This is a genomic window from Metabacillus sediminilitoris, assembly GCF_009720625.1.
Classification (GTDB): Bacteria; Bacillota; Bacilli; order Bacillales; family Bacillaceae; genus Metabacillus; species Metabacillus sediminilitoris.
In genome coordinates this window covers 3,945,112-3,971,371 of the sequence record NZ_CP046266.1, presented here as the reverse complement: position 1 = coordinate 3,971,371, position 26,260 = coordinate 3,945,112, and the positions used below count along the sequence as shown (strand labels likewise).

General features: G+C 36.6%; 26 protein-coding genes and 1 riboswitch. Of the genes, 22 read left to right on the top strand and 4 right to left on the bottom strand.

Features of this window, described 5'->3' with window-relative positions; genetic code table 11:
• Nucleotides 1–200: 200 nt before the first annotated feature.
• Nucleotides 201–371 (bottom strand): hypothetical protein, encoded by a 171-nt coding sequence (locus GMB29_RS19060; RefSeq protein WP_155443922.1) that lies wholly within the window; start codon nt 369–371, stop codon nt 201–203.
• A 171-nt stretch (nt 372–542) separates the two neighbouring features.
• Nucleotides 543–761 (bottom strand): helix-turn-helix domain-containing protein, encoded by a 219-nt coding sequence (locus GMB29_RS19055; RefSeq protein ID WP_196305197.1) that lies wholly within the window; start codon nt 759–761, stop codon nt 543–545.
• A gap of 236 nt (nt 762–997) precedes the next feature.
• A riboswitch (TPP riboswitch) is annotated at nt 998–1,107 on the top strand.
• Between the two features lie 94 nt (nt 1,108–1,201).
• Between GMB29_RS19055 and GMB29_RS19050 the strand changes: the two genes are divergently transcribed.
• Genes GMB29_RS19050 through GMB29_RS19035 form a run of 4 tightly spaced genes read left to right on the top strand, consistent with a single transcriptional unit; the run spans nt 1,202 to nt 3,995 of the window.
• A complete protein-coding gene (locus GMB29_RS19050; protein ID WP_136352984.1) occupies nt 1,202–2,197 on the top strand; it encodes an ABC transporter substrate-binding protein in 996 nt (331 codons plus the stop codon).
• Nucleotides 2,198–2,210: 13 nt separating this feature from the next.
• Nucleotides 2,211–2,501, top strand: a complete 291-nt coding sequence (locus tag GMB29_RS19045) for a thiamine-binding protein (protein ID WP_136352982.1) — start codon at nt 2,211–2,213, stop codon at nt 2,499–2,501.
• Nucleotides 2,501–3,262: an ABC transporter permease gene (locus GMB29_RS19040; RefSeq protein WP_136352980.1), complete on the top strand. Its 762-nt coding sequence runs from the start codon at nt 2,501–2,503 to the stop codon at nt 3,260–3,262. Before GMB29_RS19045 ends, GMB29_RS19040 begins: the two co-directional genes overlap by 1 nt.
• A 1-nt stretch (nt 3,263) precedes the next feature.
• On the top strand, nt 3,264–3,995 hold the full coding sequence (locus tag GMB29_RS19035; protein ID WP_136352978.1) for an ABC transporter ATP-binding protein: 732 nt from the start codon (nt 3,264–3,266) through the stop codon (nt 3,993–3,995).
• A gap of 122 nt (nt 3,996–4,117) precedes the next feature.
• Here the strand turns inward: GMB29_RS19035 and GMB29_RS19030 are convergent, their stop codons facing one another.
• A complete protein-coding gene (locus GMB29_RS19030; protein WP_136352976.1) occupies nt 4,118–4,270 on the bottom strand; it encodes a YycC family protein in 153 nt (50 codons plus the stop codon).
• A 49-nt stretch (nt 4,271–4,319) separates the two neighbouring features.
• Here GMB29_RS19030 and GMB29_RS19025 point away from each other — a divergent pair, with 49 nt between their 5' ends.
• Nucleotides 4,320–5,051, top strand: a complete 732-nt coding sequence (locus GMB29_RS19025) for a glycerophosphodiester phosphodiesterase (protein ID WP_136352974.1) — start codon at nt 4,320–4,322, stop codon at nt 5,049–5,051.
• Between the two features lie 47 nt (nt 5,052–5,098).
• On the opposite strand, the gene GMB29_RS19020 is transcribed toward GMB29_RS19025, so the two are convergent.
• Nucleotides 5,099–5,335: a DUF2627 domain-containing protein gene (locus GMB29_RS19020; RefSeq protein WP_136352972.1), complete on the bottom strand. Its 237-nt coding sequence runs from the start codon at nt 5,333–5,335 to the stop codon at nt 5,099–5,101.
• 386 nt (nt 5,336–5,721) lie between these two features.
• Between GMB29_RS19020 and GMB29_RS19015 the strand changes: the two genes are divergently transcribed.
• The 17 genes from GMB29_RS19015 to GMB29_RS18935 all read left to right on the top strand — a co-directional run bounded on the left by GMB29_RS19015 (nt 5,722) and on the right by GMB29_RS18935 (nt 26,205).
• Nucleotides 5,722–7,794, top strand: coding sequence for a sigma-54 interaction domain-containing protein (locus GMB29_RS19015; RefSeq protein ID WP_136352970.1), 2,073 nt, complete (start codon nt 5,722–5,724; stop codon nt 7,792–7,794).
• A 259-nt stretch (nt 7,795–8,053) separates the two neighbouring features.
• Nucleotides 8,054–8,950: a phosphate butyryltransferase gene (gene yqiS / locus GMB29_RS19010; protein WP_136352968.1), complete on the top strand. Its 897-nt coding sequence runs from the start codon at nt 8,054–8,056 to the stop codon at nt 8,948–8,950.
• A gap of 24 nt (nt 8,951–8,974) precedes the next feature.
• The gene (gene bcd, locus GMB29_RS19005; RefSeq protein WP_136352966.1) at nt 8,975–10,072 is read left to right on the top strand and encodes a branched-chain amino acid dehydrogenase; all 1,098 of its coding nucleotides are present in this window, start codon (nt 8,975–8,977) and stop codon (nt 10,070–10,072) included.
• A 91-nt stretch (nt 10,073–10,163) separates the two neighbouring features.
• Nucleotides 10,164–11,279 carry a butyrate kinase gene (gene buk, locus GMB29_RS19000; RefSeq protein WP_136352964.1) on the top strand — a complete coding sequence of 372 codons (1,116 nt, stop codon included), beginning with the start codon at nt 10,164–10,166 and terminating at the stop codon, nt 11,277–11,279.
• A 44-nt stretch (nt 11,280–11,323) separates the two neighbouring features.
• Nucleotides 11,324–12,745 (top strand): dihydrolipoyl dehydrogenase, encoded by a 1,422-nt coding sequence (lpdA, locus tag GMB29_RS18995; protein WP_136352962.1) that lies wholly within the window; start codon nt 11,324–11,326, stop codon nt 12,743–12,745.
• A 12-nt stretch (nt 12,746–12,757) separates the two neighbouring features.
• Complete coding sequence (locus tag GMB29_RS18990) at nt 12,758–13,750, top strand: thiamine pyrophosphate-dependent dehydrogenase E1 component subunit alpha (RefSeq protein ID WP_136352960.1); 993 nt, start codon at nt 12,758–12,760, stop codon at nt 13,748–13,750.
• A gap of 12 nt (nt 13,751–13,762) precedes the next feature.
• A complete protein-coding gene (locus tag GMB29_RS18985) occupies nt 13,763–14,746 on the top strand; it encodes an alpha-ketoacid dehydrogenase subunit beta (protein ID WP_136352958.1) in 984 nt (327 codons plus the stop codon).
• A gap of 165 nt (nt 14,747–14,911) precedes the next feature.
• Nucleotides 14,912–16,198 (top strand): dihydrolipoamide acetyltransferase family protein, encoded by a 1,287-nt coding sequence (locus GMB29_RS18980; protein WP_136352956.1) that lies wholly within the window; start codon nt 14,912–14,914, stop codon nt 16,196–16,198.
• Nucleotides 16,199–16,532: 334 nt separating this feature from the next.
• Nucleotides 16,533–18,419, top strand: coding sequence for a methylmalonyl-CoA mutase family protein (locus tag GMB29_RS18975; protein WP_168733819.1), 1,887 nt, complete (start codon nt 16,533–16,535; stop codon nt 18,417–18,419).
• The gene (gene scpA, locus GMB29_RS18970) at nt 18,419–20,566 is read left to right on the top strand and encodes a methylmalonyl-CoA mutase (protein WP_136353369.1); all 2,148 of its coding nucleotides are present in this window, start codon (nt 18,419–18,421) and stop codon (nt 20,564–20,566) included. The genes GMB29_RS18975 and scpA overlap by 1 nt, the downstream gene beginning before the upstream one ends.
• A complete protein-coding gene (gene meaB, locus GMB29_RS18965; RefSeq protein ID WP_136352952.1) occupies nt 20,563–21,573 on the top strand; it encodes a methylmalonyl Co-A mutase-associated GTPase MeaB in 1,011 nt (336 codons plus the stop codon). The genes scpA and meaB overlap by 4 nt, the downstream gene beginning before the upstream one ends.
• A gap of 69 nt (nt 21,574–21,642) precedes the next feature.
• The gene (locus GMB29_RS18960) at nt 21,643–22,080 is read left to right on the top strand and encodes a BrxA/BrxB family bacilliredoxin (RefSeq protein ID WP_136352950.1); all 438 of its coding nucleotides are present in this window, start codon (nt 21,643–21,645) and stop codon (nt 22,078–22,080) included.
• 243 nt (nt 22,081–22,323) lie between these two features.
• The gene (locus GMB29_RS18955; RefSeq protein ID WP_136352948.1) at nt 22,324–23,118 is read left to right on the top strand and encodes a transporter substrate-binding domain-containing protein; all 795 of its coding nucleotides are present in this window, start codon (nt 22,324–22,326) and stop codon (nt 23,116–23,118) included.
• 103 nt (nt 23,119–23,221) lie between these two features.
• Nucleotides 23,222–23,881 (top strand): amino acid ABC transporter permease, encoded by a 660-nt coding sequence (locus GMB29_RS18950; protein WP_136353367.1) that lies wholly within the window; start codon nt 23,222–23,224, stop codon nt 23,879–23,881.
• Nucleotides 23,874–24,596, top strand: a complete 723-nt coding sequence (locus GMB29_RS18945) for an amino acid ABC transporter ATP-binding protein (RefSeq protein ID WP_136352946.1) — start codon at nt 23,874–23,876, stop codon at nt 24,594–24,596. The genes GMB29_RS18950 and GMB29_RS18945 overlap by 8 nt, the downstream gene beginning before the upstream one ends.
• Nucleotides 24,597–24,690: 94 nt before the next feature.
• The gene (locus tag GMB29_RS18940; protein WP_136352944.1) at nt 24,691–25,644 is read left to right on the top strand and encodes an aromatic acid exporter family protein; all 954 of its coding nucleotides are present in this window, start codon (nt 24,691–24,693) and stop codon (nt 25,642–25,644) included.
• A 51-nt stretch (nt 25,645–25,695) separates the two neighbouring features.
• Nucleotides 25,696–26,205: a L,D-transpeptidase gene (locus GMB29_RS18935; protein WP_136352942.1), complete on the top strand. Its 510-nt coding sequence runs from the start codon at nt 25,696–25,698 to the stop codon at nt 26,203–26,205.
• Nucleotides 26,206–26,260 lie beyond the last annotated feature (55 nt).

Below are 26,260 nucleotides of genomic sequence, written 5' to 3'. Positions count from 1 at the left end.
TTTTTATTTTCGTTAACGTCATAATACAATTGGGAACTCATTTTCTTTGAGTAGGTCTTTCGTGAGTAGGATACCAACTATAAAAAGTGGTGTGATAGATACGTTTAATTAGCAGTATTTGCTAAGAAGTTGGGAAGGATAAGAAAGGCTTACTTAACTGAGTAGAGTAGGAATATAAACGCATGTATGGAACAGGTTAGCTAATATTTAATACCTTTAAATTGAATACTTTTCATTTGAATAGAACCTTTCACTCCATCAAATTTCAAAATATGCATGACTTGTTCGACTGCCTCTGTTATACCTCTAGCATTAATAATAAGCTCACGCTGCACTTTGTTAGCATTGACAGTGAAAATATATTGTTTCAATTGTTTCACCCTTTTTCTTCATCATTTATGAGGTAATGATAGGTCAGAAATCAAAATCAATCTATGTAAGTGAAAGATTTTATTCCAATCTTAATTTGTCGAAAATATGAGGTGTAACAATACAATGAATTTTCTCACTGTTTCAAGGAAAATAAAAAAGAGTGAACTTAATCACTCCTCAGAAACTTTCCATACATAAAGATCTTCTATTGTACAGTTTAATTCTTTTGATATACTCATTGCATTATTCAAACTCATGACCTTAGTATCAAGATACGCTGTAAGTTGTTCCATTGGAATATTCGTATTAGTCGCAAGAACATCAAGCTCAGTGTTGCTTTTTGATAAAAGTTCTTTAAGATTACTTTTCTTAGCTTTATATGCAGTCAAAATTAACACCTCGCTTTTATCTAAGCATACCATACAATCAATCGTATTGATACTTACTCACTAATGCTTCGTTCTATTTTTTATTTATATAGTAAGTTATAGACTCGGGAAGTTCATGACGTACTTTTGATATTTTATTTTTCATTTCATTCTTCGAAACATTCTCCATCCTAAGTTTTTTTCTATAGCAAATTCTTGTCTATCTGTTATAATACCTTATAGAAAAAGTAAATAGCTAAGAATTGTAGGGGAACCAGTGTGACTGGTTGAGATTGGATCTGTAAGATGCTGACCCTTTGAACCTGAACTGGTTAAGACCAGCGGAGGAAACATATTCGATGATAGATTAAATATGTTTGTTGCGTACGCGCGGGTTCTTTTTCCGGGTGTTTTTTTATTTTTTCAAAAACGTTATTACATAGACAACAGGAGGAAATGTCATGAAAAAATGGATCGTGCTGCTTTGTTCACTTGGTCTTCTCCTTGCAGGGTGTGCAAATGGACAAGATACAGCAAAAAAAGATCAGAATACGAAGAAGAATGAGAAAATTACAGTTGTGCTTGATTGGACGGCAAATACAAATCATACAGGTTTATATGTTGCACAAGAAAAAGGATATTTTAAAGAGGAAGGCTTAGATGTTGAAATCATTATGCCAGGAGAAACAGGCGCTGATCAGCTCGTTGCTTCAGGTAAAGCAGACTATGGTGTAAGCTATCAAGAAAGTATTACTCAAGCTCGTGTGCAAGGAGTACCACTTGTTTCAATTGCAGCAGTCATTCAACACAATACATCAGGTTTTGCTTCACCAGCTGAAAAAAATATTAAATCTCCAAAGGATTTCGCAGGGAAAACATATGGAGGATGGGGAGCACCTGTTGAGAAATCAGTCATCTCATCATTGATGAATCAGGAAGATGCAAATGTTGAAGATGTTTCGATTGTAAATATTGGAGATGCTGACTTTTTTACAGCAGTAAAACGCGATATTGATTTTGCATGGATTTATTATGGTTGGACAGGTATTGAAGCTGAGTTACGCGGTGAAAAAATTAATATGATTTATTTAACTGACTATAGTGAAAATCTTGATTATTATACACCTGTGCTAGCTACGAATGAAGAGAAACTTGAAACAAATCCAGAACAAGCAAAGAAATTTTTATCTGCTGTTTCAAAAGGTTATAAGTATGCAATTGAAAACCCAGACCAGGCAGCGGACATCTTAATCAAAGCTGCTCCAGACTTAGATCCTGAATTAGTAAAGAAAAGTCAAGAATGGTTAGCTTCTCGCTATCAAGATGATGCACCGAGATGGGGGGAACAAAAGCAGGAAGTTTGGGAAAACTATGCAAATTGGATGTACGAAAATAAATTATTAGAAAAACAACTAGATGCAGAGAAAGCATTTACAAACGAATATTTACCAAAGTAAGGAGTAGTTAAAAATGACCAATGCATTAATCAGCATACAAATTATCCCGAAAACAAAAAATGGTGAGGATGTCATTCCATATGTGGATGAAGCAATTAAAATCATTGCTGAAGCAGGTGTGAAATATGAGGTACATCCATTGGAAACCACAATGGAAGGTGAGCTTCCTCAATTATTTACTATTATTACAAAAATGAATGAGCGCATGATCGAAATGGGAAGCCGAAATGTAATCTCTCAAGTGAAAATCTTATATCAGCCAACTGGAATTGCAATGGATGATTTAACGGAGAAATACCGCTAATGAAAACGAACTACTTGAAGGGATGGAGACCGATTATTGTTCTCCTTCTTTTCTTTTTTCTTTGGGAAATTCTTGTTAAAAAGACTAATGTCCCTGAGTGGCTTTTACCAGCACCATCTAAGATTATCAAAGAAATGATCACAGGCTGGGAAAGCTTTTCGGGACACTTGCTCGCGACAACAAAGCTTGGATTTTCAGGTTTTGCAATCGGAGTTTGTATAGGATTATTAACGGCAGTGTTACTACATGTGGTTCCATTTGTGAGAGAGTCTGTTTATCCATTGCTCATTCTATCACAAAATGTCCCGGTAATTGTTTTAGCACCCCTTCTCGTCATATGGTTTGGTTTCGGTGTTTTGCCGAAAATGATCGTTATTACACTTGTCTGCTTTTTTCCGGTTACTGTTGCAGCACTTGATGGCTTTAAACAAACAGCTTCTGATTTAATCCATTACATGAAAATGTCAGGTGCCAGTCGTCAACAATTGTTTTGGAAGCTGGAACTGCCACACGCACTTCCAGCGATTTTTTCTGGAATTAAAATTTCTGCTACATATAGCATTATGGGAGCGGTTATTTCTGAATGGCTCGGAGCCAAAGAGGGGGTTGGGGTATACATGACACTAGCTTCTTCTTCATTTCGAGCTGATCGTGTGTTTGTTGCAATATTTGCCATTATGGCTCTTAGTCTCATATTCTTCGCAATCATTATGCTATTAGAACGCTTACTTATTAGATGGCAGTTAAAAGGAGCTAAATGATATGAGCATATTAACCTTGCAGGATATTTCAAAAACATTTTCAGGAATTGAAGTCATCAAGAACCTTAATATGCAAGTAAATGACGGCGAATTTGTATCGATACTTGGACCTTCCGGGAGTGGGAAAAGCACACTCTTTTCTTTGATTGGTGGAATTCTTACACCTGAAAAAGGAACGATTTTACTAGAAGATGACATCATTAATGGGAGAACAGGCTCAATTAGCTATATGCCGCAATCGTCTTCTTTACTTCCTTGGAGAACGGTTTTACAAAATGTTCTTCTTGGTCAGGAGTTAACTGCCAAAAAGAATAAGGAAAAAGCTATGCAAATGCTAGAAAAAGCCGGTTTAACTTCATATGTCCATGCTTATCCACATGAACTGTCAGGCGGAATGAAGCAGCGTGTTTCATTTATTAGAGCGTTGTTAAGTCCGCAGCCGCTTATTTTACTCGATGAACCATTTTCTGCTTTAGATGAACTAACCCGTCTTGATATGCAGAAATGGCTATTATCAATGTGGGAAAACAATCGTCAAACAGTTTTATTTATCACACATAATATTGAGGAAGCCTTATTTTTATCGGATCGTATTGTTATTCTTTCAAATAAACCTGCATCGATTGTGAGTGAATTTGTGATACCGTTTAAGAGACCTCGAGATGAAGAACTTTTTCTTACTGAAGAATTCTTGGAGTGGAGAAGAAAAATTTATCGTACATTAAAGGTGTGACACCTAAAGCGTAGTATATTAAAAATCTACGCTTTTTTTTAAACTAAAGGAATTTAAATAGTAAGAACCGAATATAAATTGTGATTATTTTTATATGAAAACAAAAAAAGAAAGACTGTCAATTAGTCTTTCTTTTCCGAATCTTTATTGGTATTTAATTCTGCAAGCTTAGCAAGTAGTATATGCTGCGGCATATGCATAACTTGTTCAAGTGGAACATTCAATGACTCAGCAAGTTTTTGTGCTGTTTCAGCAGATATTTGTAATGGTCTCATTTGCATTCCTCCTCTTTCTTATTTTACACGAAATGAAGGTGTTAACAAGATGACATTAATAATTGGACATAGAGGTTCTGCTGGGAGTTTTCCAGAAAATACGATGATATCTTTTAAGGCAGCAATGGATGCAGGGGCAGACGGTATTGAATTAGATGTCCAAATGACAAAAGATGGAGAGATCGTCGTAATCCATGATGAAAAAGTAGACCGTACAACAAATGGTACAGGATTTGTGAAAGATTTAACGTTAACTGAAATCTCTCGATTAGATGCAAGCTATACATTTCCTGAATATAAAGGGTCCGCAAATGTACCTACCTTAAAGGAAGTACTAGAATGGGCAACAACACGAGATTCATGTATCGTTAACGTCGAATTGAAAAATGGGATCATTGACTATCCAAATATTGAAGAGAAAACAATAGAGTTGATCAATCATTTCAATCTTCAGAAAAGAGTCATTATCTCATCATTTAACCACTACAGTTTGGTTAAATGTAAGGAGATTTCATCTGACATTGAAACAGCCATTTTATATATGGTAGGGTTATATAAACCTTGGAATTATGCAATAAGTATTGGTGCAAAAGGTTTACACCCACATTATTATGCTGCAAATCCGAAGATTATTTTAGAATCGCAGCAATGTGGAATAGATGTCCGTCCATTTACAGTAAATGAGATAGATACAATAAACAGCCTTTTTAAAAATAAATGTTCAGCGATAATTACTGATTTTCCTGAATTAGCTGCTCAGTTAAAAAAACATAATGAATAACCAAAAGAGTGTGTCCGTAGCGGGCACACTCTTTTTTTGATGCATAATTATTTCTTAGTAAATCTCTTTTGAACTCTATTTTGTTTTCGATCTCTGTAAAAAATAAACCCCGCAACAAAGCTTAGACCACCTAGAAATAAAATAACCCCAATTAAAAATTGAAGCCACAAAAATGGAATTGGAGGTTGAAGAATTCCAAATGTCATATCTCTCATGAGTTTAACTCCATATGCAGCTAGAAAGGCAGGTATGACCATAATGAAAAGTGCAAGAATTCTAGACATGTGTAATAGTCCTTTCAAGTTCTCTCAATTTATTGTCTTGATCTCTCCGTTGTTTGTCAAGGGAAATTGTTTAGGATATGATAGAGGTGTGCAATTTTTTGCAAAAGTTATTCAATAGCAAATGCGGCACTTATGCTATTGCTTGTATAAATATATGGAATAAATGTTTGTATGTTGTTATTTTTCTGGCTTCAGGCACAAGGATATCAAATGATGTTTAACTTAAGGGCAAGGAAAAACGTTAAATGTAAGTCTTAGGTAATCTTTTGATCAACAACATTATGGTAATGAACCATGTGTTAAGCCTGTTAGTTTTTGGATGATGTAAAGCAATGTATAAAATACGCTTTTCTTAATCAATGTTATATCAAAAAGGGGACAGATTTATGCAGCGAGTATTAATAGTTGGTGCGGGTAAAGGTGGAACAGCTTTATTAAGAAGGATTATTGAAAAAAGTATTTTGGAAGTTGTAGCAATAGTAGATCTAAATAATGATGCTCCGGGGATGAAATTAGCTAGAAAGCTTGGTGTTGCAACGAGGACTGAATGGACATCTGTCATTAAAAATAATCTTAATATTATAATTGATGCGACTGGAAACGATAAAGTCATAGAGCAATTAGAAAAGCAAAAAGCACCAGAGGTTATGATGATTCCTAGTACAGTGGCGCATATCATTTTTGAACTTATCGAAGAGAAGGAAGAATTAATAACGCGACTAAAAGAAGAGGCTTATAAGCAACAAACTATTTTTAATTCAACAAATGATGGCATGATTGTGATTGATTTGCAAGAAAAGATTATTTTATTTAATAAAAGAGCGGAGGAAATGACTGAATATCCACGTGAAAAAGCACTTGGACAAAAGATTAATGATGTTATTTCTTCAAGTAAGTTGGCGAGAACACTTAGTACTCGAGAAATCGAATTAAATCAAGAACAAGTACTTGAAAATGGACTTAAAATTATCACAACGCGTATTCCTTTGATTGATGAAGCAGGCAATCTGCTTGGTGCTTTATCACTTTTTAAAGATATTACAGAAGTTGTTCATCTAGCTGAAGAGGTAACGAATCTAAAGGATATACAAGTAATGCTTGAAGCGATTATTCAATCATCAGAGGAGGCAATTTCTGTTGTTGATGAAGAAGGTCATGGTTTGCTCATTAATCGAGCATATACAAAAATGACTGGCTTAACAAAAGAACAAATTATTGGAAAGCCGGCGACAGCTGATATTTCAGAAGGTGAAAGTATGCATATGAAAGTACTGCAAACAAGACGTCCTGTACGCGGTGTTAGAATGAAGGTAGGTCCTGCTAAACGAGATGTTATCGTGAATGTTGCTCCTGTTATCGTTAATGGAAAGCTAAAAGGGAGTGTAGGTGTTATTCATGACATGTCTGAAATCCAAACGCTGACAACGGAACTAAGTCGGGCAAGACAAATCATTCGTACCTTGGAAGCAAAGTATTCATTTGAAGACATTATTGGCATAAGTGAAGAAATGAAAATGGCCATTGAACAGGCAAAATTAGGAGCAAAAACACCTGCTACTGTCCTTCTTAGAGGTGAGTCTGGTACTGGGAAAGAGCTTTTTGCACATGCTATCCATAATGCAAGTGATCGTAAATATAACAAATTTATTCGGGTTAATTGTGCTGCAATATCTGAAACTCTCTTAGAGAGTGAACTTTTTGGCTATGAAGAAGGTGCATTCTCAGGAGCAAAACGAGGTGGGAAAAGAGGATACTTTGAGGAAGCGAATAATGGAAGTATCTTTTTGGACGAAATAGGGGAATTATCGGCAAACATGCAAGCGAAGCTTCTTCGCGTATTACAGGAAAATGAAATTGTAAAAGTCGGTGGAACAAAGCCATTGCAGATTAATGTCCGGGTGATTGCTGCAACAAATATAAATATTGAGAAAGCTATGTCTGAAGGTAGGTTTCGCGAAGATTTATACTATCGCTTAAATCGTTATCCGATTTCAATACCGCCGCTCAGAGACCGAAAAGAAGACATTCGTGCATTATGCGAGAGGTTAATTAGTAAATTAAATCAAGTTTATGGGAGAAATATCGAAAGTGTAACACCCCAAGCAATTGATATTCTTAATCGATATGATTGGCCTGGTAATGTAAGAGAGCTTGAGAATGTGTTAGCTCGAGCGATTATTTTTATGGAACACCATGAATCGGTTATTGATGCGACACATATCCCAGTACTTGAAATTTCGCCAAATGAAAGAAAAATACAACAAAATATATCAATTGTTCATAATAATGAGGAGACATTAGCTGAGGCAGTTGAACGTGTTGAAGCTGAAGTCATTAAAAATTCTTTAGAGATTCATGAGTATAATCGGACAAAAACAGCGAAAGCATTAGGGATATCGTTGAGAAGCTTATATTATAAGATGGAAAAATATAACCTTGCAAATAACAGCATGCAATAATGTTCATGGTTTGCAAAATAGTGCATATTCGTTATATGATAAAGAGAGAGAATATGGACAATCAATTCTTGCAGCTATCATAAGAATCTTATTCCTATTGAAGTTGATCAAATCGCATCAACACTCAGTTGCAGAATAAATAGTTGATGACTGTTTTATTTTTCAGGCCGATATTTTGCTTTCTCACTTTTTTTGGCATATTTATTGCTAAAAGATTATTACATACAGATGAATTCACCTTGGAAGGAATGGAATATAAATGAAGCTAGATTATCTGCTGACAGAAGCAGCAAAAATGAAGGGTACTGTCGTTGCAGTAGCTTCAGCAGAAGATGAAGAGGTAATTGAAGCCGTTTCTGAGGCGATAAAACGTGATCTTGCTCAATTCATACTCTTCGGAAAAAGAGAGGAAATTTTGGATCTCTTACATTCAAAGGACATCATGAAGGATCAGGTTCAAATTATTCAAGCGAGAACACAAGAACAAGCGACAGAATTAGCTGTAAGATCTGTATATCAAAAAGAAGCATCAGTCCTTATGAAAGGGAATGTGCCAACAGCCAAGCTTTTAAAAGCTGTATTAAATAAGGAATATGGTCTTAGAACTGGGCGTGTACTGTCACATGTAGCTATTTTTGAAGTTCCTGGTATTCAGAATTTAAAAATTGTAACTGATGCAGCAATGAATATTAATCCTGATTTACAACAAAAAGAACAAATCATTCAAAATGCTGTTGAAATTGCTAGAGCAATTGGAATAGATACACCTAAGGTTGCTGCATTAGCAGCTGTAGAGGTTGTAAATCCATCCATGCAAGCAACTCTTGATGCTGCTGCTCTTACAATAATGAACAAAAGGGGTCAAATCAAAAATTGTATTATCGATGGACCGTTAGCGCTGGACAATGCCATCTCGCTAGAAGCAGCAGAACATAAAAAGATTGAGAGTGAGGTAGCTGGAAAAGCAGATGTTTTGCTAGTTCCTACTATAGAAACAGGAAATGTTCTTTATAAATCTTTGATTCATTTTGCGAAATCAAAGGTTGGAGCTGTGATAGCTGGAGCAAAAGCACCAATTGTTTTAACAAGCCGATCAGATTCTTCTGAAAGCAAGCTTTACTCTTTAGCTCTCGCGATATATTCATCTCAAAAGTAATTCATATTAGGAGGAAGTTACATCATGGAAATTTTTAAATATATGGAGCAATATGATTATGAGCAATTGGTATTTTGCCAAGATAAACAATCGGGGTTAAAGGCGATTATTGCCATTCATGATACAACACTTGGGCCGGCTTTAGGTGGTACTCGCATGTGGACATATGCTTCAGAGGAAGAAGCGATTGAAGATGCTCTTCGTTTAGCACGCGGGATGACATATAAAAATGCTGCTGCTGGATTAAACCTAGGTGGTGGAAAAACGGTTATTATTGGTGACCCAAGAAAAGATAAAAGTGAAGAATTGTTCCGTGCCTTCGGTCGTTATATCCAAGGCTTAAATGGACGTTATATAACTGCAGAGGATGTTGGGACAACTGTTGAAGATATGGATCTTATCCATGAGGAAACAAATTATGTAACTGGAATTTCTCCTGCATTTGGTTCTTCAGGCAATCCTTCTCCCGTTACTGCGTATGGAGTTTATCGCGGCATGAAAGCTGCAGCAAAGGAAGCCTTTGGTTCAGATTCACTTGAAGGCAAGGTTGTTGCTGTTCAAGGTGTTGGAAATGTTGCGTACAGCCTATGTAAACATCTGCATGAAGAAGGTGCACAGTTAATTGTTTCTGATATAAACAAAGACGCTGTACGTCGAGCAGTAGAAGACTTTCATGCAAAAGCGGTAGATCCTAATGATATATACGGTGTGGAATGTGATATATATGCTCCATGTGCTCTTGGTGCAACAATAAATGATGTAACAATACCTCAATTTAAAGCAAAAGTCATTGCTGGTTCAGCAAACAACCAGTTAAGAGATACAAAGCATGGAGATATGATACATGAGATGGGCATTGTTTATGCACCAGATTATGTCATTAACGCCGGCGGAGTTATCAATGTGGCAGATGAATTATACGGCTATAACAGTGAACGTGCTCTTAAAAAGGTTGAAGGGATTTATAATAATATCGCACGAGTAATCGAAATTGCAAAACGAGATAATATTCCGACATATAAAGCAGCTGATCGCTTAGCTGAGGAGCGTATTGAACGCATGAGAAATTCACGAAGTCAATTCCTGCAAAATGGCCACCATATTTTAAGCCGAAAATCATAATGATACTTGGAGGAGTTACAGAGATGGAAATTTCTTAACTCCATATAATACATAAACTAATATTTCAGGATACACGACGGAGGTTAATACGTTGCAAGTGAATGAATTTCGAATTCTTGTCCTTAACCCAGGGTCTACTTCAACGAAAATAGGTGTTTTTGATAATGAGCGATCTATTTTTGAAAAAACGCTTAGACATGACATAGATAAAATTAATCAGTATTCTACGATTATTGATCAGTATGAGTTTCGAAAACAAACAATCTTAGAAACGCTTGATGAAGAAGGAATCAACATCTCAAAATTAAATGCTGTCTGTGGTCGCGGGGGATTGCTCCGTCCGATTGAAGGTGGCACATATACAGTAAATAATCAAATGCTTGAGGATTTAAAAAAGGGTTTTGCTGGGCAACATGCATCAAACCTAGGTGGAATTATTGCTTATGAAATAGCTAGTGGTTTAAATATTCCTGCATATATTGTTGATCCTGTCGTAGTAGATGAAATGGAAGAGATTGCGAAAGTTTCTGGAATCCCTTCAATTAAAAGAAGAAGCATTTTTCATGCGTTAAATCAGAAAGCCGTCGCACGGCGTGTTGCATCAGAGTTCAATAAAAAATATGAAGAAATGAACCTTGTTGTCACGCATATGGGTGGCGGAATAACGATAGGTGTACATAAACAAGGGCGTGTGATAGATGTAAATAATGGCTTGCATGGTGACGGTCCATTTAGTCCAGAACGTGCTGGAACAGTTCCTGCGGGTGACCTTGTTTCCATGTGTTATTCAGGTGATTTTTTTCGTGAAGAAATGATGAAAAAGCTAGTTGGGCAAGGTGGCCTAGTTGGATACTTAGGGACAAATGATGCAGTCGAGGTAGAAAAGATGATTGAGGCTGGAGATGAAAAAGCAGCACTTATATACGCTGCAATGGCCTATCAAATTGCGAAAGAGATTGGCTGTGCGAGTGCTGTATTAAAGGGCAAAGTCGATGCCATTGTTTTAACGGGAGGCTTGGCATATAGCAAAAAATTTATTCAAGATATTTCCTCATATATTGATTGGATTGCAGATGTTCTTGTCATACCAGGAGAAAATGAGCTTCAGGCTCTTGCTGAAGGTGCCTTACGTGTACTAAAGAACGAAGAAAAAGCAAAAAGTTATCCAAATACAAAACAAGAGTTGGCGTTAGAAAGCCAATTTTGAACATGATATTAATAGTCATTAGCTAGAAATAGGGAGGCGTCAAGATGGCAACTGAATATGATCTCGTCATAATTGGCGGTGGAACAGGCGGATATGTTGCGGCAATTCGTGCCACACAACTAGGTCTAAAAACAGCAATAGTCGAAAAAGGCAAGCTTGGAGGAACATGCTTGCACAAAGGCTGTATACCAAGCAAAGCACTCCTTAGGAGTGCAGAAGTCTTTGCAACAACAAAAAGAAGTGAAGAATTTGGTGTTGAAACAACCGGGGTTAGCCTAAATTTCTTAAAAGTTCAGGAAAGAAAACAAAGTATTATTGATCAACTACATAAAGGTGTACAGCATTTAATGAAAAAAGGCAAAATTGATGTTTATGAGGGAATAGGGCGTATTCTAGGTCCATCGATTTTTTCACCAATGCCTGGAACGATCTCTGTTGAGATGAACAACGGCGAAGAAAATGAAATGCTCATCCCGAAAAATGTCATAATTGCAACGGGTTCAAGACCTAGAAGCTTACAAGGACTTGAAATTGACGGTGACAGAGTTTTAACTTCAAATGAAGCACTAGACTTAGAGCGTTTACCAGATTCTATCATTATAGTCGGTGGAGGAGTAATCGGGATCGAATGGGCTTCTATGCTATCAGACTTCGGAACAAAAGTCACTGTACTAGAATATGCCGACCGTATTTTACCGACAGAGGATAAAGAAATCTCAAATGAAATGGAGCGTATTATGACAAAAAAAGGTGTTTCCATTGTCACGAATGCGAAGGTTTTGCCGAATACGCTTGAAAAAGGTGAAGGTGTAACGATTAAAGCAGAGCTTCAAAGCGGGGAAAATACATTTTCAGCTGATCACATTCTTGTTTCTGTTGGGAGACTTCCTAATGTCGAAGGAATTGGACTTGAAAATACTGAGATTAAAATTGAAAAAGGTTATATTGAAACAAATCAATATTATCAAACAAAAGAATCGCATATTTACGCAATTGGTGATGTAATCGGAGGATTACAATTGGCACATGTTGCTTCACATGAAGGAATTGTTGCTGTAGAGCATATTGCAAATACGAATCCAATGCCAATAGATGAAACATTGATTTCTAAATGTATTTATAGCTCACCTGAAATTGCAAGTGTAGGATACACAGAGGATGAAGCGAAGCTAAAAGGTATAAAAATAAAGATCGGAAAATTTCCGTTTAAAGCAATTGGGAAAGCACTAGTATATGGTGAAGCAGAAGGCTTCGTTAAGCTAGTAGTGGATGAGGAAACAGAAGATTTATTAGGTGTTCATATGATAGGGCCGCATGTAACGGATATGATTTCTGAAGCGGGCCTTGCAAGAGTGTTAGATGCTACCCCTTGGGAGGTTGCACATACAATACACCCACATCCTACACTATCTGAGGCGATCGGAGAAGCAGCGCTTGCTGTTGATGGGAAGGCTATTCATTTTTAAGGGGGTAATCGAATGACTGAAAAACGACATCAATCATTAGGCTTAACAGATGAAGATGTATTAAAGATGTACGAAACAATGGTAATGGCAAGGAAAATAGATGAACGTATGTGGCTTTTAAATCGTGCCGGAAAAATACCGTTTGTTATTTCCTGCCAAGGACAAGAAGCTGCTCAAGTAGGAGCGGCATTTGCACTTGATCTAAATGAAGATTATGTTCTACCATATTATCGAGATATGGGAGTCGTGTTAACGTTTGGAATGACAGCGAAAGATTTAATGCTATCTGGATTTGCTAAGCATGAGGATCCAAACTCAGGTGGAAGACAAATGCCAGGTCACTTTGGTCAGAAGAAAAACCGTATTGTTACAGGATCTTCTCCAGTAACAACACAGGTTCCGCATGCAGTCGGCATTGCACTGGCAGGGAAGATGCAGAAGAAGAATTTAGTCACATTTGTAACCTTTGGAGAGGGTTCTTCAAACCAAGGTGATTTCCATGAAGGAGCAAACTTCGCAGCTGTTCATAAATTGCCTGTTATTTTAATGTGTGAAAACAATAAATATGCAATATCTGTCCCATATGAAAAACAAGTAGCATGTGAAAAAATATCTGACAGAGCTATTGGATATGGCATGCCGGGTATAACTGTAGATGGAAATGATCCACTAGAAGTATATGCAGCTGTAAAAGAAGCTGCAGACCGTGGTCGCAGAGGAGAAGGTCCTACATTAATTGAAACGATTTCCTATCGTTTGACACCACATTCTAGTGATGATGATGATCGCAGTTATCGTGAACAAGAAGAAGTTGCAGAAGCAAAGAGAAATGATCCAATCATTCAATTTGCTAACTATTTAACAGAAGCAGGCATTCTAACTGATGCAATCGAAAAAGAGATGATAGAACGGATAATGAAAATAGTGGATGAAGCAACAGATTATGCTGAAGCTGCTCCATATGCAGAACCAGAATATGCATTAAAATATGTATATGCAGAGTAAGGGGGAAAAAATATGGCGGTAATTTCATATATAGATGCCATTACGATGGCAATGCGCGAAGAGATGGAGCGCGACGATCAAGTATTCGTGCTAGGAGAAGATGTTGGGAAAAAAGGCGGGGTGTTTAAAGCAACAACAGGGTTATATGAAAAGTTTGGCGAAGAGCGGGTTATTGATACACCATTAGCTGAGTCTGCTATTGCTGGTGTTGGGATTGGAGCGGCGATGTATGGAATGAGACCTATTGCTGAAATGCAGTTTGCTGATTTTATTATGCCTGCTGTGAATCAAATTATTTCAGAAGCGGCGAAAATTCGCTATCGCTCGAATAATGATTGGAGCTGCCCAATTACGATCCGTGCACCTTTTGGCGGTGGTGTCCATGGAGCACTTTACCATTCTCAATCTGTTGAAGCAATATTTGCAAATCAGCCCGGCTTAAAAATTGTTATCCCCTCCACACCATATGATGCAAAAGGATTATTAAAAGCGGCAATTCGTGACGATGATCCAGTATTATTCTTTGAACATAAACGGGCCTATCGCTTAATTAAAGGTGAAGTACCAAATGACGATTATGTGATACCAATTGGTAAAGCTGATGTAAAAAGAGAAGGGGAAGACATTACTGTTATTACATACGGATTATGTGTCCATTTTGCTTTGCAAGCTGCAGAAAGATTAGCAAGTGATGGAATCTCTGCACATGTAGTAGATTTAAGAACAGTCTATCCTTTAGATAAAGATGCGATTATTGAAGCAGCGTCAAAAACTGGTAAGGTCCTGCTCGTAACAGAGGACACAAAAGAAGGAAGCATCATGAGTGAAGTATCAGCGATCATCGCTGAAAATTGCTTGTTTGATTTAGATGCTCCAATTATGAGATTAGCAGGCCCAGATATTCCTGCAATGCCATATGCACCAACAATGGAAAAATACTTTATGGTCAATCCAGATAAAGTAGAAGAAGCAATGCGTAAGCTAGCGGAATTTTAAATTTCAATGTTTTACTATGAAAGCTAAAAATGTGAATGTTTCGCTCATGTGTATAGTCTGAAAGTTTTAAGCCACATATAAATAGAAGATTATTCTGAGTTTGGTCTTATAAATGTTAGAAAGTCACATGATGCTTGAATGCATTTCTAATAAGGAGGTATACCAGTGGCAATTGAACAAATTAAAATGCCTCAGTTAGGTGAGAGTGTAACAGAAGGTACGATTAGTAAATGGCTTGTTGCTGTGGGTGATGAAGTAAAGAAATATGACCCCATTGCAGAAGTGATGACAGACAAAGTAAATGCCGAAGTTCCATCCTCCTTTAGCGGTATTATTACTGATATTCTTGCAGAAGAAGGAGTAACATTATCAGTAGGGGAAATCATTTGTCATATCGAAGTTGAGGGGCCAAAAGCTTCAACTGAAACTGAAATTGGCACAAAGAGTGATAGAAAAGAAACGGTTGAAAATCAAGCGACGACCCTTGTAGATCAACCCAATAAAAAACGTTATTCTCCAGCAGTACTCCGTATAGCACAGGATCATAATATTGACCTAGAACAAGTGAATGGAACAGGTGCAGGTGGACGGATTACAAGAAAAGATTTATTACAGCTAATTGAGAGCGGGTCTATGCCATTAATTGGCGAAGAGAACAATAAAACGGAACCAAATGGTGAACGATTAACATCTCAACCACCTGTAGAGCTCGATCAAAAGCAACCACAATCTACTCCATCTTCGGTGACAGGTGATATTGAAATACCTGTTACTGGTGTTCGTAAAGCAATTGCAGCAAATATGGTTCGAAGTAAGCATGAAGCTCCACACGCTTGGATGATGATGGAAGTTGATGTGACAAATCTTGTAGACTATCGCAATTCTGTTAAGGCTGATTTTAAGCAAAAAGAGGGCTTTAACTTAACATTCTTTGCATTTTTCGTGAAGGCTGTAGCACAAGCGCTAAAAGAATATCCGCAAATTAATTCAATGTGGGCTGGAGATAAGATTATCCAGAAAAAAGACATCAATTTATCAATTGCTGTTGCTACAGAGGATTCCTTATTTGTCCCAGTTATTAAAGCTGCAGATGAAAAAACGATCAAAGGTATTGCAAGAGAAATAACAGAATTAGCGATCAAAGTACGCAGTGGCAAACTCACTTCAGCTGATATGCAAGGCGGTACATTTACCGTGAATAATACAGGTTCGTTCGGATCTGTTCAATCTATGGGTATTATCAATTATCCACAGGCTGCAATCCTACAAGTTGAATCAATTGTCAAACGTCCGGTAGTTATGGCAGGTGGGATGATTGCTGTTCGTGATATGGTAAATCTATGTCTGTCCCTTGATCATCGGGTATTAGATGGCTTAATATGTGGTCGTTTCTTAAAACGAGTAAAAGAAATATTAGAAAATATCTCAAAGGAAACAACATCGATCTATTAATGTTTTTTTGTCAAGTAATTGAAGAGAGATCTGTCCTTCATCAAAGCGATGAAGGATTTTTTTAAATTTTAGAGCGTATAATCATTCATAGATGTTACCAACATTTGGATTGTCATGGTGATTCATATGAAGGTAATAAAATGACCGGATACTTAATGGAAGTCTTAATCATTCAATAAGTTTAGAATAAGGCTGTAGCAAAGAACATAATTGCTGTAGGTGAAAAACTATAATAAAATAGAAATGTAAACGCATTCTTTTTCAATTGTTTAATGAGTTTAAAATGATCATGGATTTTCGACAAGGGGGTGGGCTTCCAAAAAGGAAGCGCTTCATGGGTGAGGAGCAAAGCATGATACATAATAAGGGGATATGGAATGATTGGAAAGTAGCAGCAGAAAAGGCATTAAGGGGTAAGAGATTTGAGAGTCTTATGTCCATGACATATGAGGGAATTGCATTAAAACCATTATATGTTACAGAGGACATTATCCATCAAAGTAGCAGTTATGCTTATCAAGACAGTAATAATTGGAAGATTTGTCAACTGCTTTTGGCTGATGAATGTATGGAATTAAGTGAGATGATTAGGCATGCAAAGCTTCGCGGTCAGGACTCTTTTTATCTCAACGATTTTCATTTTATTAAAAATGCAGAAGATGTTGAATGTGCATTTGAACAAATTGATTGGGAAGCAGATTCTATTTTTTTCGATGTAGGCGAAGAATTAGGTATTATTCCTCTTTTTTTGGATAACAGGCTCATATGCAATGAACTCATAAAGGTAAGAGGAGTGATAGGATTTGATCCGTATGAAGATTTATTGGTAAGTGGAAAGACTTCTATTTCTCTTGACACAAAATTTGATTATCTTGCAGACATCATGAAATGGACTGAAGCAAATGAATGTGCTGTGCGCTGTTTACTAATTAAAAGCAGTTTATATCATGATGCTGGTGCTAATAGTCTTCAAGAGCTAATTTATACCTTTTCAACTGTGCTTGATGCTATAAACGAGCTTCTTCATCGCGGTGTTTCGATTGAAGTAATTGCAAAACACACACAATTTTCATTTTCTATCGGATCTAATTATTTTATGGAAATAGCAAAATTAAGAGCTGCAAAACAAATATGGGCATCGCTCATCAATGCTTTAGGAGGTAGCGAAGCAGCACAGAAAATAAATGTACATGCGATTACTTCGACTTTTAATAAAACAGTTTACGATGCACATGTGAACTTACTTCGTACATCAACTGAAGCCTTTACTGCTGCTGTTGCAGGTGTTGATGAATTAACAATTCTTCCCTTTGATAGTGTACTAGAAAGGAAGGGAGAATTGGGAGAACGAATTTCAAGAAATACACACTATATTTTAAAGGAAGAAAGCTTGATTTCTAAAGTAGTAGATCCAGCTGCAGGATCCTATTATGTAGAAGCCATAACGAATGAATTGGCAACTAAAGCATGGAATGGAATCCAAGAAATCGACGAAAATGGCGGGCATCTTAACATATTAATGAAGGGGATACCACAATTAGAGTGTGAAAAAATGCTAGCTCAAAGACGCTCTGATATCAATAGCTTGCTAATAAAGATTATTGGATCAAATGCTTTTGCAAATCTTTCAGACCACAGTACCAAGCCTCAAAAATCAAATCATAAAAGAGCAGCTAGTCAAAATGCTGTACAGGTTGGAACATTTCACGAAGCTTTGTTATATATTCGGGAAAAGAATGATATCCCAATGATAAAACCTAACAAACAAACAGAACAACTTCAGATTCCAAAAATAAACCATCAACGTTTAATAGAGCATTTTGAACAGCTTAGGGTTAATGCTGAAACACATTATCAAATTTCCGGGAAAAAGCCAAAAGTAGGGGTATTGACCTTTGGTCCATTAAAAGATTATAAACCAAGGCTTGACTTTGTAACAGGATTACTAGCTGCAGGCGGGATATGTGTAGAGGTTATGCCTTATAACCAACAATGTACTACTCATCATGTAAACACAATTATCTTCTGTGGAAGGGATGAGGAATACCAGCTTATTGACGAGAAGTTCATTCAAAAACTAAAGGATGTTCATCTATTTATTGCCGGCAAAAAACATGAAATGAAAATAGATGAAAATCGGATAGAGGCTTTTCTTTCAGCTAACATGGATGCATACCAGTTTTTAATCAAGTTGCATCGACTACTGGGGGTTAAAAATTGATGAAACGCCAAACGATTGCAGGTGCGAAGCTCTTAAAAACAACCACTTTTCCGGAAACATCGCCTTCCTATTTTAAGACAAATGAGCAAATTCAAGTGAAAAATAACTATACGGCTGTTGACCTGGAAGGGATGAATCATTTGGATACTTTTCCAGGTGTTTTTCCATACTTAAGAGGACCTTATGCAACAATGTATGTAAATAGGCCTTGGACAATAAGACAATATGCAGGATTTTCTACAGCTGAAGAAAGCAATGCTTTTTATAGACGAAATTTAGAAATGGGTCAAAAAGGACTATCTGTTGCGTTTGACTTGGCTACACATCGCGGATATGACTCAGATCATCCCCGTGTTGAAGGAGATGTGGGAAAAGCTGGCGTTGCAATTGATTCGATTCTTGATATGAAGCTATTGTTTGATGGAATTCCACTCGACGAAATGTCTGTCTCGATGACGATGAATGGTGCTGTCTTACCAATCATGGCTTTTTATATTGTAACAGCCGAGGAGCAAGGGGTGACGAAGGAAAAGCTTAGCGGTACCATTCAAAATGATATTTTAAAAGAATATATGGTTCGTAATACATATATTTATCCACCAGAGACATCGATGAGAATTATCGCAGATATTTTCGAATATACAGCAGAGCATATGCCGAAATTTAATAGTATTAGCATCTCTGGTTATCATATGCAGGAGGCAGGGGCACCAGCTGATCTAGAACTTGCATTTACATTGGCTAATGGGCTTGAGTATATTCGAACCGGCTTAAAGGCAGGACTTGAAATTGACCATTTTGCTCCTAGACTATCATTCTTTTGGGCGATTGGGATGAACTACTTTATGGAGGTTGCTAAAATGCGGGCAGCACGCTATATGTGGTCCTCAATTGTAGAGCGATTTAATCCTAAAAACCCTAAATCGCTTGCATTACGTACTCATTCTCAAACATCGGGATGGAGCTTAACGGAACAAGATCCATATAATAACGTCGTTCGCACATGTATTGAAGCACATGCAGCAGCAATGGGGCATACACAATCGCTCCATACAAATGCTTTGGATGAAGCAATCGCACTGCCAACCGATTTTTCGGCACGAATTGCTCGAAATACACAATTGTACTTACAAAATGAAACAGGGATATGTCAGGTCATTGATCCATGGGGTGGATCTTATTATGTCGAGTCATTAACACATTCTCTGATTGAGCGCGCAACGATGCTTTTGGATGAAATAGAAGAACTTGGCGGGATGACAAAGGCAATTGAAACAGGATTTCCAAAAATGAAAATTGAAGAAGCTGCTGCAAGAAGGCAAGCAAATATAGATTCCGGAAAAGAAACGATCATTGGTGTAAATAAATTCAGATTAGAAGAAGAAGATCCTCTTGATATATTATCGATTGATAATACTGAAGTCAGAATGAAGCAAATGGAAAGAATTCGGCAATTAAAAGCAAATCGTCATGAAGAAAAGGTGAATCAAGCCTTACAAGCAATTACAAAGGCAACTGCTACCGGAGAAGGAAATTTACTAGCATTAGCAGTTGAGGCAGCACGTCAACGTGCTACACTTGGTGAAATCTCCTATGCAATTGAAAAAGTGAGTAAACGCCATCAAGCAATGATACGTTCAATAAGTGGTGTTTATAGTGCGGAATTTTCAAATGTAGAAGAAATTAATGCTGTTAGAGAAAAAACAGATCAATTTTTTGAGCTAGAAGGAAGACGGCCAAGAATCTTAATTGCAAAAATGGGCCAGGATGGCCACGATCGAGGGGCAAAGGTAATTGCAACAGCATTTGCTGATTTGGGCTTTGATGTTGATATAGGACCACTATTTCAAACACCTGCAGAAACAGCAGCACAAGCAATCGAAAATGATGTACATGTGATCGGAATGAGCTCATTAGCAGCTGGACATAAAACGCTTCTTCCCCAACTAATAAAGGAATTAAAAAGATTAGGAAGAGAAGATATTGTCGTGATCATTGGCGGTGTTATCCCTTACCAAGATTATGCTGAATTAAAAGAAATGGGGGCAGCTGAAATATTTGGCCCAGGTACTGTCATCCCTGTGGCGGCAACGAAAGTGTTAGCTATCATTATTGAACGTTTAGGTTATGAGGAAATAGAAGAATGACAAAATATTTTCGTAAAAAGAACGAAATCGCTGTTAATGATTATATAGAGGGAATTGTGAAAGGTGATCGTGTCATCTTAGCACAGGCTATTACATTAGTTGAAAGTAATGCAAAAAGGCATTTTGAAAAAGGTCAACAAATCATTGAAGCACTTTTACAGCGAGAAAACTCCTCGATAAGAATCGGGATTACAGGAGTGCCAGGTGCCGGCAAAAGTACATTCATTGATGCATTTGGTACCTATTTATGTGACAATGGCTATCGCATTGCTGTACTAGCTGTCGATCCTAGCAGTGAAGTTTCAAAAGGGAGCATTATGGGGGATAAAACGAGAATGGAACGATTAGCTAAAAACCCCCGTGCATTTATTAGACCTTCGCCTTCAGGGGGGAACCTTGGCGGTGTTAATCGAAAAACGAGAGAAACGATCATTTTATGTGAGGCTGCAGGATTTGATGTCATCTTAGTTGAAACAATGGGAGTAGGACAAGGAGAATTTGTTGTCAGGAATATGGTGGATTTTTTCATCCTTCTTGTTTTAACAGGTGCTGGTGATGAATTACAAACAATGAAGAAAGGAATAATGGAATTACCTGATTTAGTCGTTGTTAATAAAGCAGATGGCGATAATCTATCAAAAGCAAAAAAAGCAATGCACGAATATAATACCCTTCTTCATTTTTTAAAGCCATATACAGACGGGTGGACAACAAAAGCTGTTACGGCATCTGCCATAAAAGATAGTGGAATAGAGAATATTTGGAAGTTGGTTTATCAGTTTGTTGAGCAAACGAAACTAAGTCAAGTTTTTGAAAAGCGAAGAAAAGATCAACAACGTGATTGGCTTCATCAGTTTCTTAAGCAAGAACTATATCAGTCTTTTTATCATCATCCAATCGTGCGAGAAAAACTTTCACATTACGAAAATGCAATAATAAATGGGAATAAAAGTGTTGCAGCAAGTGCATTAGAATTATTAGATCTATTTAGGAATGATAAATACTAGCGAACTATTTGCCCTATTAATAGAAAGATTGGTAAAATGAATGTAATGTTTATAAAAGGAGAGGTTATAATGAGTATGGACTTTAATTTATTTATGAATGATATTGTAAAACAGGCACGTAAAGAGATTAGTGCAGCAGGATATAAAGAGCTAACTACATCTGAAGAAGTAGATGAAACACTTAATAAAAACGGCACGACTTTAGTGATGATTAACAGTGTATGTGGTTGTGCAGGCGGAATCGCAAGACCAGCTGCAGCACATGCAGTTCATTATGACAAGCGTCCTGATCAGCTTGTTACTGTTTTTGCAGGACAAGATAAAGAAGCAACAGCACGAGCGCGTGAAATGTTTACTGGCTACCCACCTTCATCACCATCCTTTGCATTATTAAAAGATGGGAAGATCATGACAATGATTGAACGACATGAAATCGAAGGTCATGATCCAATGTCAGTGGTTTCAAAGCTTCAAGCTGCGTTTGATGAATATTGTGAAGAGGTTTAAATGAAGCTTGAAAAAGGTATAAAGAGGTGGGCGCAAATGTGTCTGCCTCTTTTTCTAAAAGCTAGATACATACTATTTATTTGCAAACTAAATTAACATAATATTTTCACAAATACATTTTTATAAATTATTATTGCATAATTATTAACCTGTGTTAAAATACAGAATATCGAATAATTATTAGTAAAATTATCTATATTCATTATGAAAAAATAATTAATTAATTATAGGAGGAAACTATATATGAAAAAAATATCATTATTTTTAATAAGTATACTTGTCATAAGTATGTTGGCAGCATGTGGAACGAATACTGAAGAAGGAAATGAAACTTCATCAGGATCAGATGCTGAAGATAAGAAAGTCTTAAAAATGGCTACTTCAGCTGACTACCCTCCATTTGAGTATATTGATACGACAAAAGGCAGTGAAATTATTGGGTTTGATATTGATCTTGCAAATGCGTTAGCAGAAAAAACAGGGTATGAGTTGGAAGTTCAAGATATGGACTTTAATAGTTTAATTCCTGCACTTCAAGCAAAACAGATTGATTTAGTTTTGTCTGGGATGACTCCTACACCTGAACGTAAAGAGAATGTTGATTTTTCAGATATTTATTACGCGGCAAATCATATGATCCTATCTTTAAAGGATAAAGAAATTAAAAGCGTTGAAGAGCTTGATGGTAAAACAATTGGTGTTCAATTAGGCTCGATTCAAGAAGAGAAAGCAAAAGAAATTGCAGAAAAAGTTAATGTAAAAATCGAAAATCGCAACAAAATTTCGGAATTGATTCAAGAAATGAAATCGGGTCGACTTGACGCAGCAATTATTGAAGATACTGTAGCTAATGGCTATTTTGAAAAAGATGCTGATTTAACAGGCTTCAAACTTCCGGATTCAGAGGAAGCTGGTTCTGCAGTTGCATTCCAGAAGGATAGTCCAATTACGCAAGAATTCAACGATGCGTTAAATGAAATGAAAGAAAACGGTGAGCTTGATAAACTAGTAGTAAAATGGTTTGGTGGCGAAGAATAATTTTATCCCTCATTAGCATCAAGGGACTGACAACTACTTTTTAGTGTCAGCCCTTTTTTATGAAAAAAAAGCTTAAAAAAGATTGAAAGGATTTGAAGATAGAATGGATATTAACTTTTCTTCAATTGTTCCATCCTTGCCTTTTATTTTGCAAGGAATATGGGTCACGTTACAAATTGTTGCTATCTCATTGTTAATTGGTTTTGCTTGGGGAATTGTATTAGCTTTACTTAAGATTAGCCGCATAAAACCTTTGATGTTTCTAGCTGATGCGTATACATCTATTTTTAGAGGTACACCGTTAGTTTTACAATTACTTATCATCTATTTTGGTCTACCACAACTATTAGGATTTCCTATTGAACCATACCCAGCAGCAGTAGCAGCTTTTTCGTTAAACTCAGCTGCCTATATATCAGAAATTATTCGTGCAGGTATTAATGCGATTGATAAAGGTCAAACAGAGGCTGCAATGGCTTTAGGTGTTCCTTATACAAAAATGATGAAGGATATCATTTTACCGCAAGCTTTTAAAAATATTTTGCCTGCCTTAATGAATGAATTTATTACGTTAACAAAAGAATCTGCCATTGTAACCGTAATTGGCGTTCAGGATATTATGAGGCGAGCTTATCAAGTAGGCGCGGATACTTACAATTATTTTGCCCCGTTAATTTTTGCTGGAATTATATACTATATTCTCGTTATGCTATTAACACTTCTTGGTAAAGGTGTAGAAAGGAGAATGAAACGCAGTGATTAAAATTGAGAATTTGCATAAGTCATATGGAAAGCTAGACGTATTAAAAGGAATATCGACAACGATTGCCGCTGGTGAGGTTATTGCAATAATTGGGCCCTCAGGTTCAGGTAAATCAACGTTCTTACGTTGCTTAAATTTACTTGAGACGCCAACAATGGGTACTGTGTGGATTAATGACCAAGAAATTACAAACTCGAAAACAGACATTGGAAAAGTTCGTCAAAATGTTGGTATGGTATTTCAACATTTTCATTTGTTCCCACACAAAACGGTTCTGGATAATCTGACATATGCACCGATGACAGTAAAAGGGCTTTCTAAACATGAAGCGGCTGAACAAGCGAAATCATTATTAAAAAAAGTCGGCCTTCTAGAAAAGGCAGCAGAATATCCAAATCGCTTATCGGGAGGACAGAAACAAAGGGTTGCAATCGCTAGAGCACTTGCGATGAACCCAGATGTTATCCTATTTGATGAGCCAACATCTGCATTAGATCCTGAAATGGTAAAGGAAGTATTAGAAGTAATGAAGGATTTAGCTCAAACGGGTATGACAATGGCGATTGTTACACATGAAATGGGCTTTGCTAAGGAAGTTGCAGATCGTGTTCTATTCCTTGATGAAGGTAATCTTGTTGAAGATGCACCGCCTAGCGAGTTTTTTACAGCACCTAAAACGAAAAGAGCACAAGAATTTCTTGAAAAGATGTTATAATATACATGAAAAAAGATGGTCATCTAGATGACCATCTTTTTTCATCCTATTTGTGTAAACTAATAGCAAGAATTATTAATTAAGGAGTTACACTATGTTTAAAATCGGTTATCGAACAATAAAAACAGCACTTGGCACGACCATTGCAGTTATGCTTGCAGAATTTCTTCAGTTGGACAATTATGTATCTGCGGGGATTATTACCGTACTTTGTATCAAAGTGACTAAGAAAAAGTCACTACAAAGCTCCTGGGCCCGATTGCTTGCTTGTACAATTGCAATTATTTTTTCATTTATATTTTTCGAAGGTCTTATGTACCATCCATTTATAATTGGTCTATTATTACTAGTATTTATCCCTACAACTGTTATTTTGAAAGCAACTGAAGGTATTGTTACAAGTGTTGTCATTATCTTTCATTTATATAATTCTGAAAAGATTACCCTGCAATTGATTGGAAACGAACTGATGCTAATCATAATTGGAATTGGTGTTGCACTTATCATGAATCTTTATATGCCAAGTTTAGATCGAAAGCTTAAAAATTATCAACAACAAATTGAAGAGAATTTTGGAGCTATTTTTTTGGAAATTGAACATTATCTTATAGATAAAGATCGCGTCTGGGATGGACGAGAAATTATCAAGACAGCAGAATTAATTAGCGATGCTAAAACAATGGCTTTCCGTGATGTAGAAAATCATTTTTTACGTAATGAAAATACATATTATCATTATTTTAAAATGAGAGAAAAACAATTTGAAATAATTGAACGTGTCATACCATTGATCACTTCCATTCATACATCTGTTGAACAAAGCCAAATAATAGCTGAATTTATTAAAGATCTTCGTTTACATATTCACCCTGGAAATACAGCACATAAATTCCTTGTGCAATTACTGAAGATGAGAGGGTTATTTGAAAACATGGAATTACCTAAATCTAGAGAAGAGTTTGAAGTGAGAGCAGCGCTTTTACATTTTATCAAAGAAATGGAATCTTATTTAATCATAAAAAGTCAATTTAAAGGGATGGAAAGGTAGTATCGTTCATACGATGCTTGAACATATTAATAGTAAAAGGACGTAGATTCCATGAAGGTAATGTTTCTTTTTCTCTTTCTTATTGCATCACCTATATGGCCGATTGGCCAAAATCCTATAATTGGTGATCCTTTTATTATTATCAACAAGCTTACGAACGAGCTGGCATTTGTTAATCAAAATGAAATTAAAAATATCTACCAAGTAGCAACTGGTAAAACAGAGGAATTGACACCAGAGGGGGAATTTACAATTACTGTGAAAGCTGTAGACCCTTATTATCGAAAAAAGAATATTTCCGGTGGAGATCCGAATAATCCACTTGGTTCAAGGTGGATAGGAATCGATGCAAACGGAACAGATGGTAGAATTTATGGAATACATGGCACAAACAATGAGTTATCAATTGGACAGTTTGTGACACAAGGCTGTGTGAGAATGCAAAACAAAGATGTAGAACAACTATTTGAAGAGATCCCGCTTGGAACTAAGGTGTTAATTATAAATAGCCAACAAACATTTGAAGAGCTTGCCATTGAATATGGAGCAATAAAAAAATGAGTCTGATCAGCATAGGGGATACCCCATGTTTTTCAGACTCATTTTTTCTACTTCG

Coding starts and splice junctions, on each gene's coding strand:
- GMB29_RS19040 (WP_136352980.1), top strand. CDS start 2,501: ATGAAAACGAACTACTTGAAGGGATGGAGACCGATTATTGTTCTCCTT.
- GMB29_RS19050 (WP_136352984.1), top strand. CDS start 1,202: ATGAAAAAATGGATCGTGCTGCTTTGTTCACTTGGTCTTCTCCTTGCA.
- GMB29_RS18935 (WP_136352942.1), top strand. CDS start 25,696: ATGAAGGTAATGTTTCTTTTTCTCTTTCTTATTGCATCACCTATATGG.
- lpdA (WP_136352962.1), top strand. CDS start 11,324: ATGGCAACTGAATATGATCTCGTCATAATTGGCGGTGGAACAGGCGGA.
- GMB29_RS18990 (WP_136352960.1), top strand. CDS start 12,758: ATGACTGAAAAACGACATCAATCATTAGGCTTAACAGATGAAGATGTA.
- GMB29_RS18950 (WP_136353367.1), top strand. CDS start 23,222: ATGGATATTAACTTTTCTTCAATTGTTCCATCCTTGCCTTTTATTTTG.
- GMB29_RS19035 (WP_136352978.1), top strand. CDS start 3,264: ATGAGCATATTAACCTTGCAGGATATTTCAAAAACATTTTCAGGAATT.
- GMB29_RS19025 (WP_136352974.1), top strand. CDS start 4,320: ATGACATTAATAATTGGACATAGAGGTTCTGCTGGGAGTTTTCCAGAA.
- yqiS (WP_136352968.1), top strand. CDS start 8,054: ATGAAGCTAGATTATCTGCTGACAGAAGCAGCAAAAATGAAGGGTACT.
- scpA (WP_136353369.1), top strand. CDS start 18,419: ATGAAACGCCAAACGATTGCAGGTGCGAAGCTCTTAAAAACAACCACT.
- meaB (WP_136352952.1), top strand. CDS start 20,563: ATGACAAAATATTTTCGTAAAAAGAACGAAATCGCTGTTAATGATTAT.
- bcd (WP_136352966.1), top strand. CDS start 8,975: ATGGAAATTTTTAAATATATGGAGCAATATGATTATGAGCAATTGGTA.
- GMB29_RS18960 (WP_136352950.1), top strand. CDS start 21,643: ATGAGTATGGACTTTAATTTATTTATGAATGATATTGTAAAACAGGCA.
- GMB29_RS19020 (WP_136352972.1), bottom strand. CDS start 5,335: ATGTCTAGAATTCTTGCACTTTTCATTATGGTCATACCTGCCTTTCTA.
- GMB29_RS19030 (WP_136352976.1), bottom strand. CDS start 4,270: ATGAGACCATTACAAATATCTGCTGAAACAGCACAAAAACTTGCTGAG.
- GMB29_RS18985 (WP_136352958.1), top strand. CDS start 13,763: ATGGCGGTAATTTCATATATAGATGCCATTACGATGGCAATGCGCGAA.
- GMB29_RS18975 (WP_168733819.1), top strand. CDS start 16,533: ATGGGTGAGGAGCAAAGCATGATACATAATAAGGGGATATGGAATGAT.
- GMB29_RS19015 (WP_136352970.1), top strand. CDS start 5,722: ATGCAGCGAGTATTAATAGTTGGTGCGGGTAAAGGTGGAACAGCTTTA.
- GMB29_RS19045 (WP_136352982.1), top strand. CDS start 2,211: ATGACCAATGCATTAATCAGCATACAAATTATCCCGAAAACAAAAAAT.
- GMB29_RS18955 (WP_136352948.1), top strand. CDS start 22,324: ATGAAAAAAATATCATTATTTTTAATAAGTATACTTGTCATAAGTATG.
- GMB29_RS18940 (WP_136352944.1), top strand. CDS start 24,691: ATGTTTAAAATCGGTTATCGAACAATAAAAACAGCACTTGGCACGACC.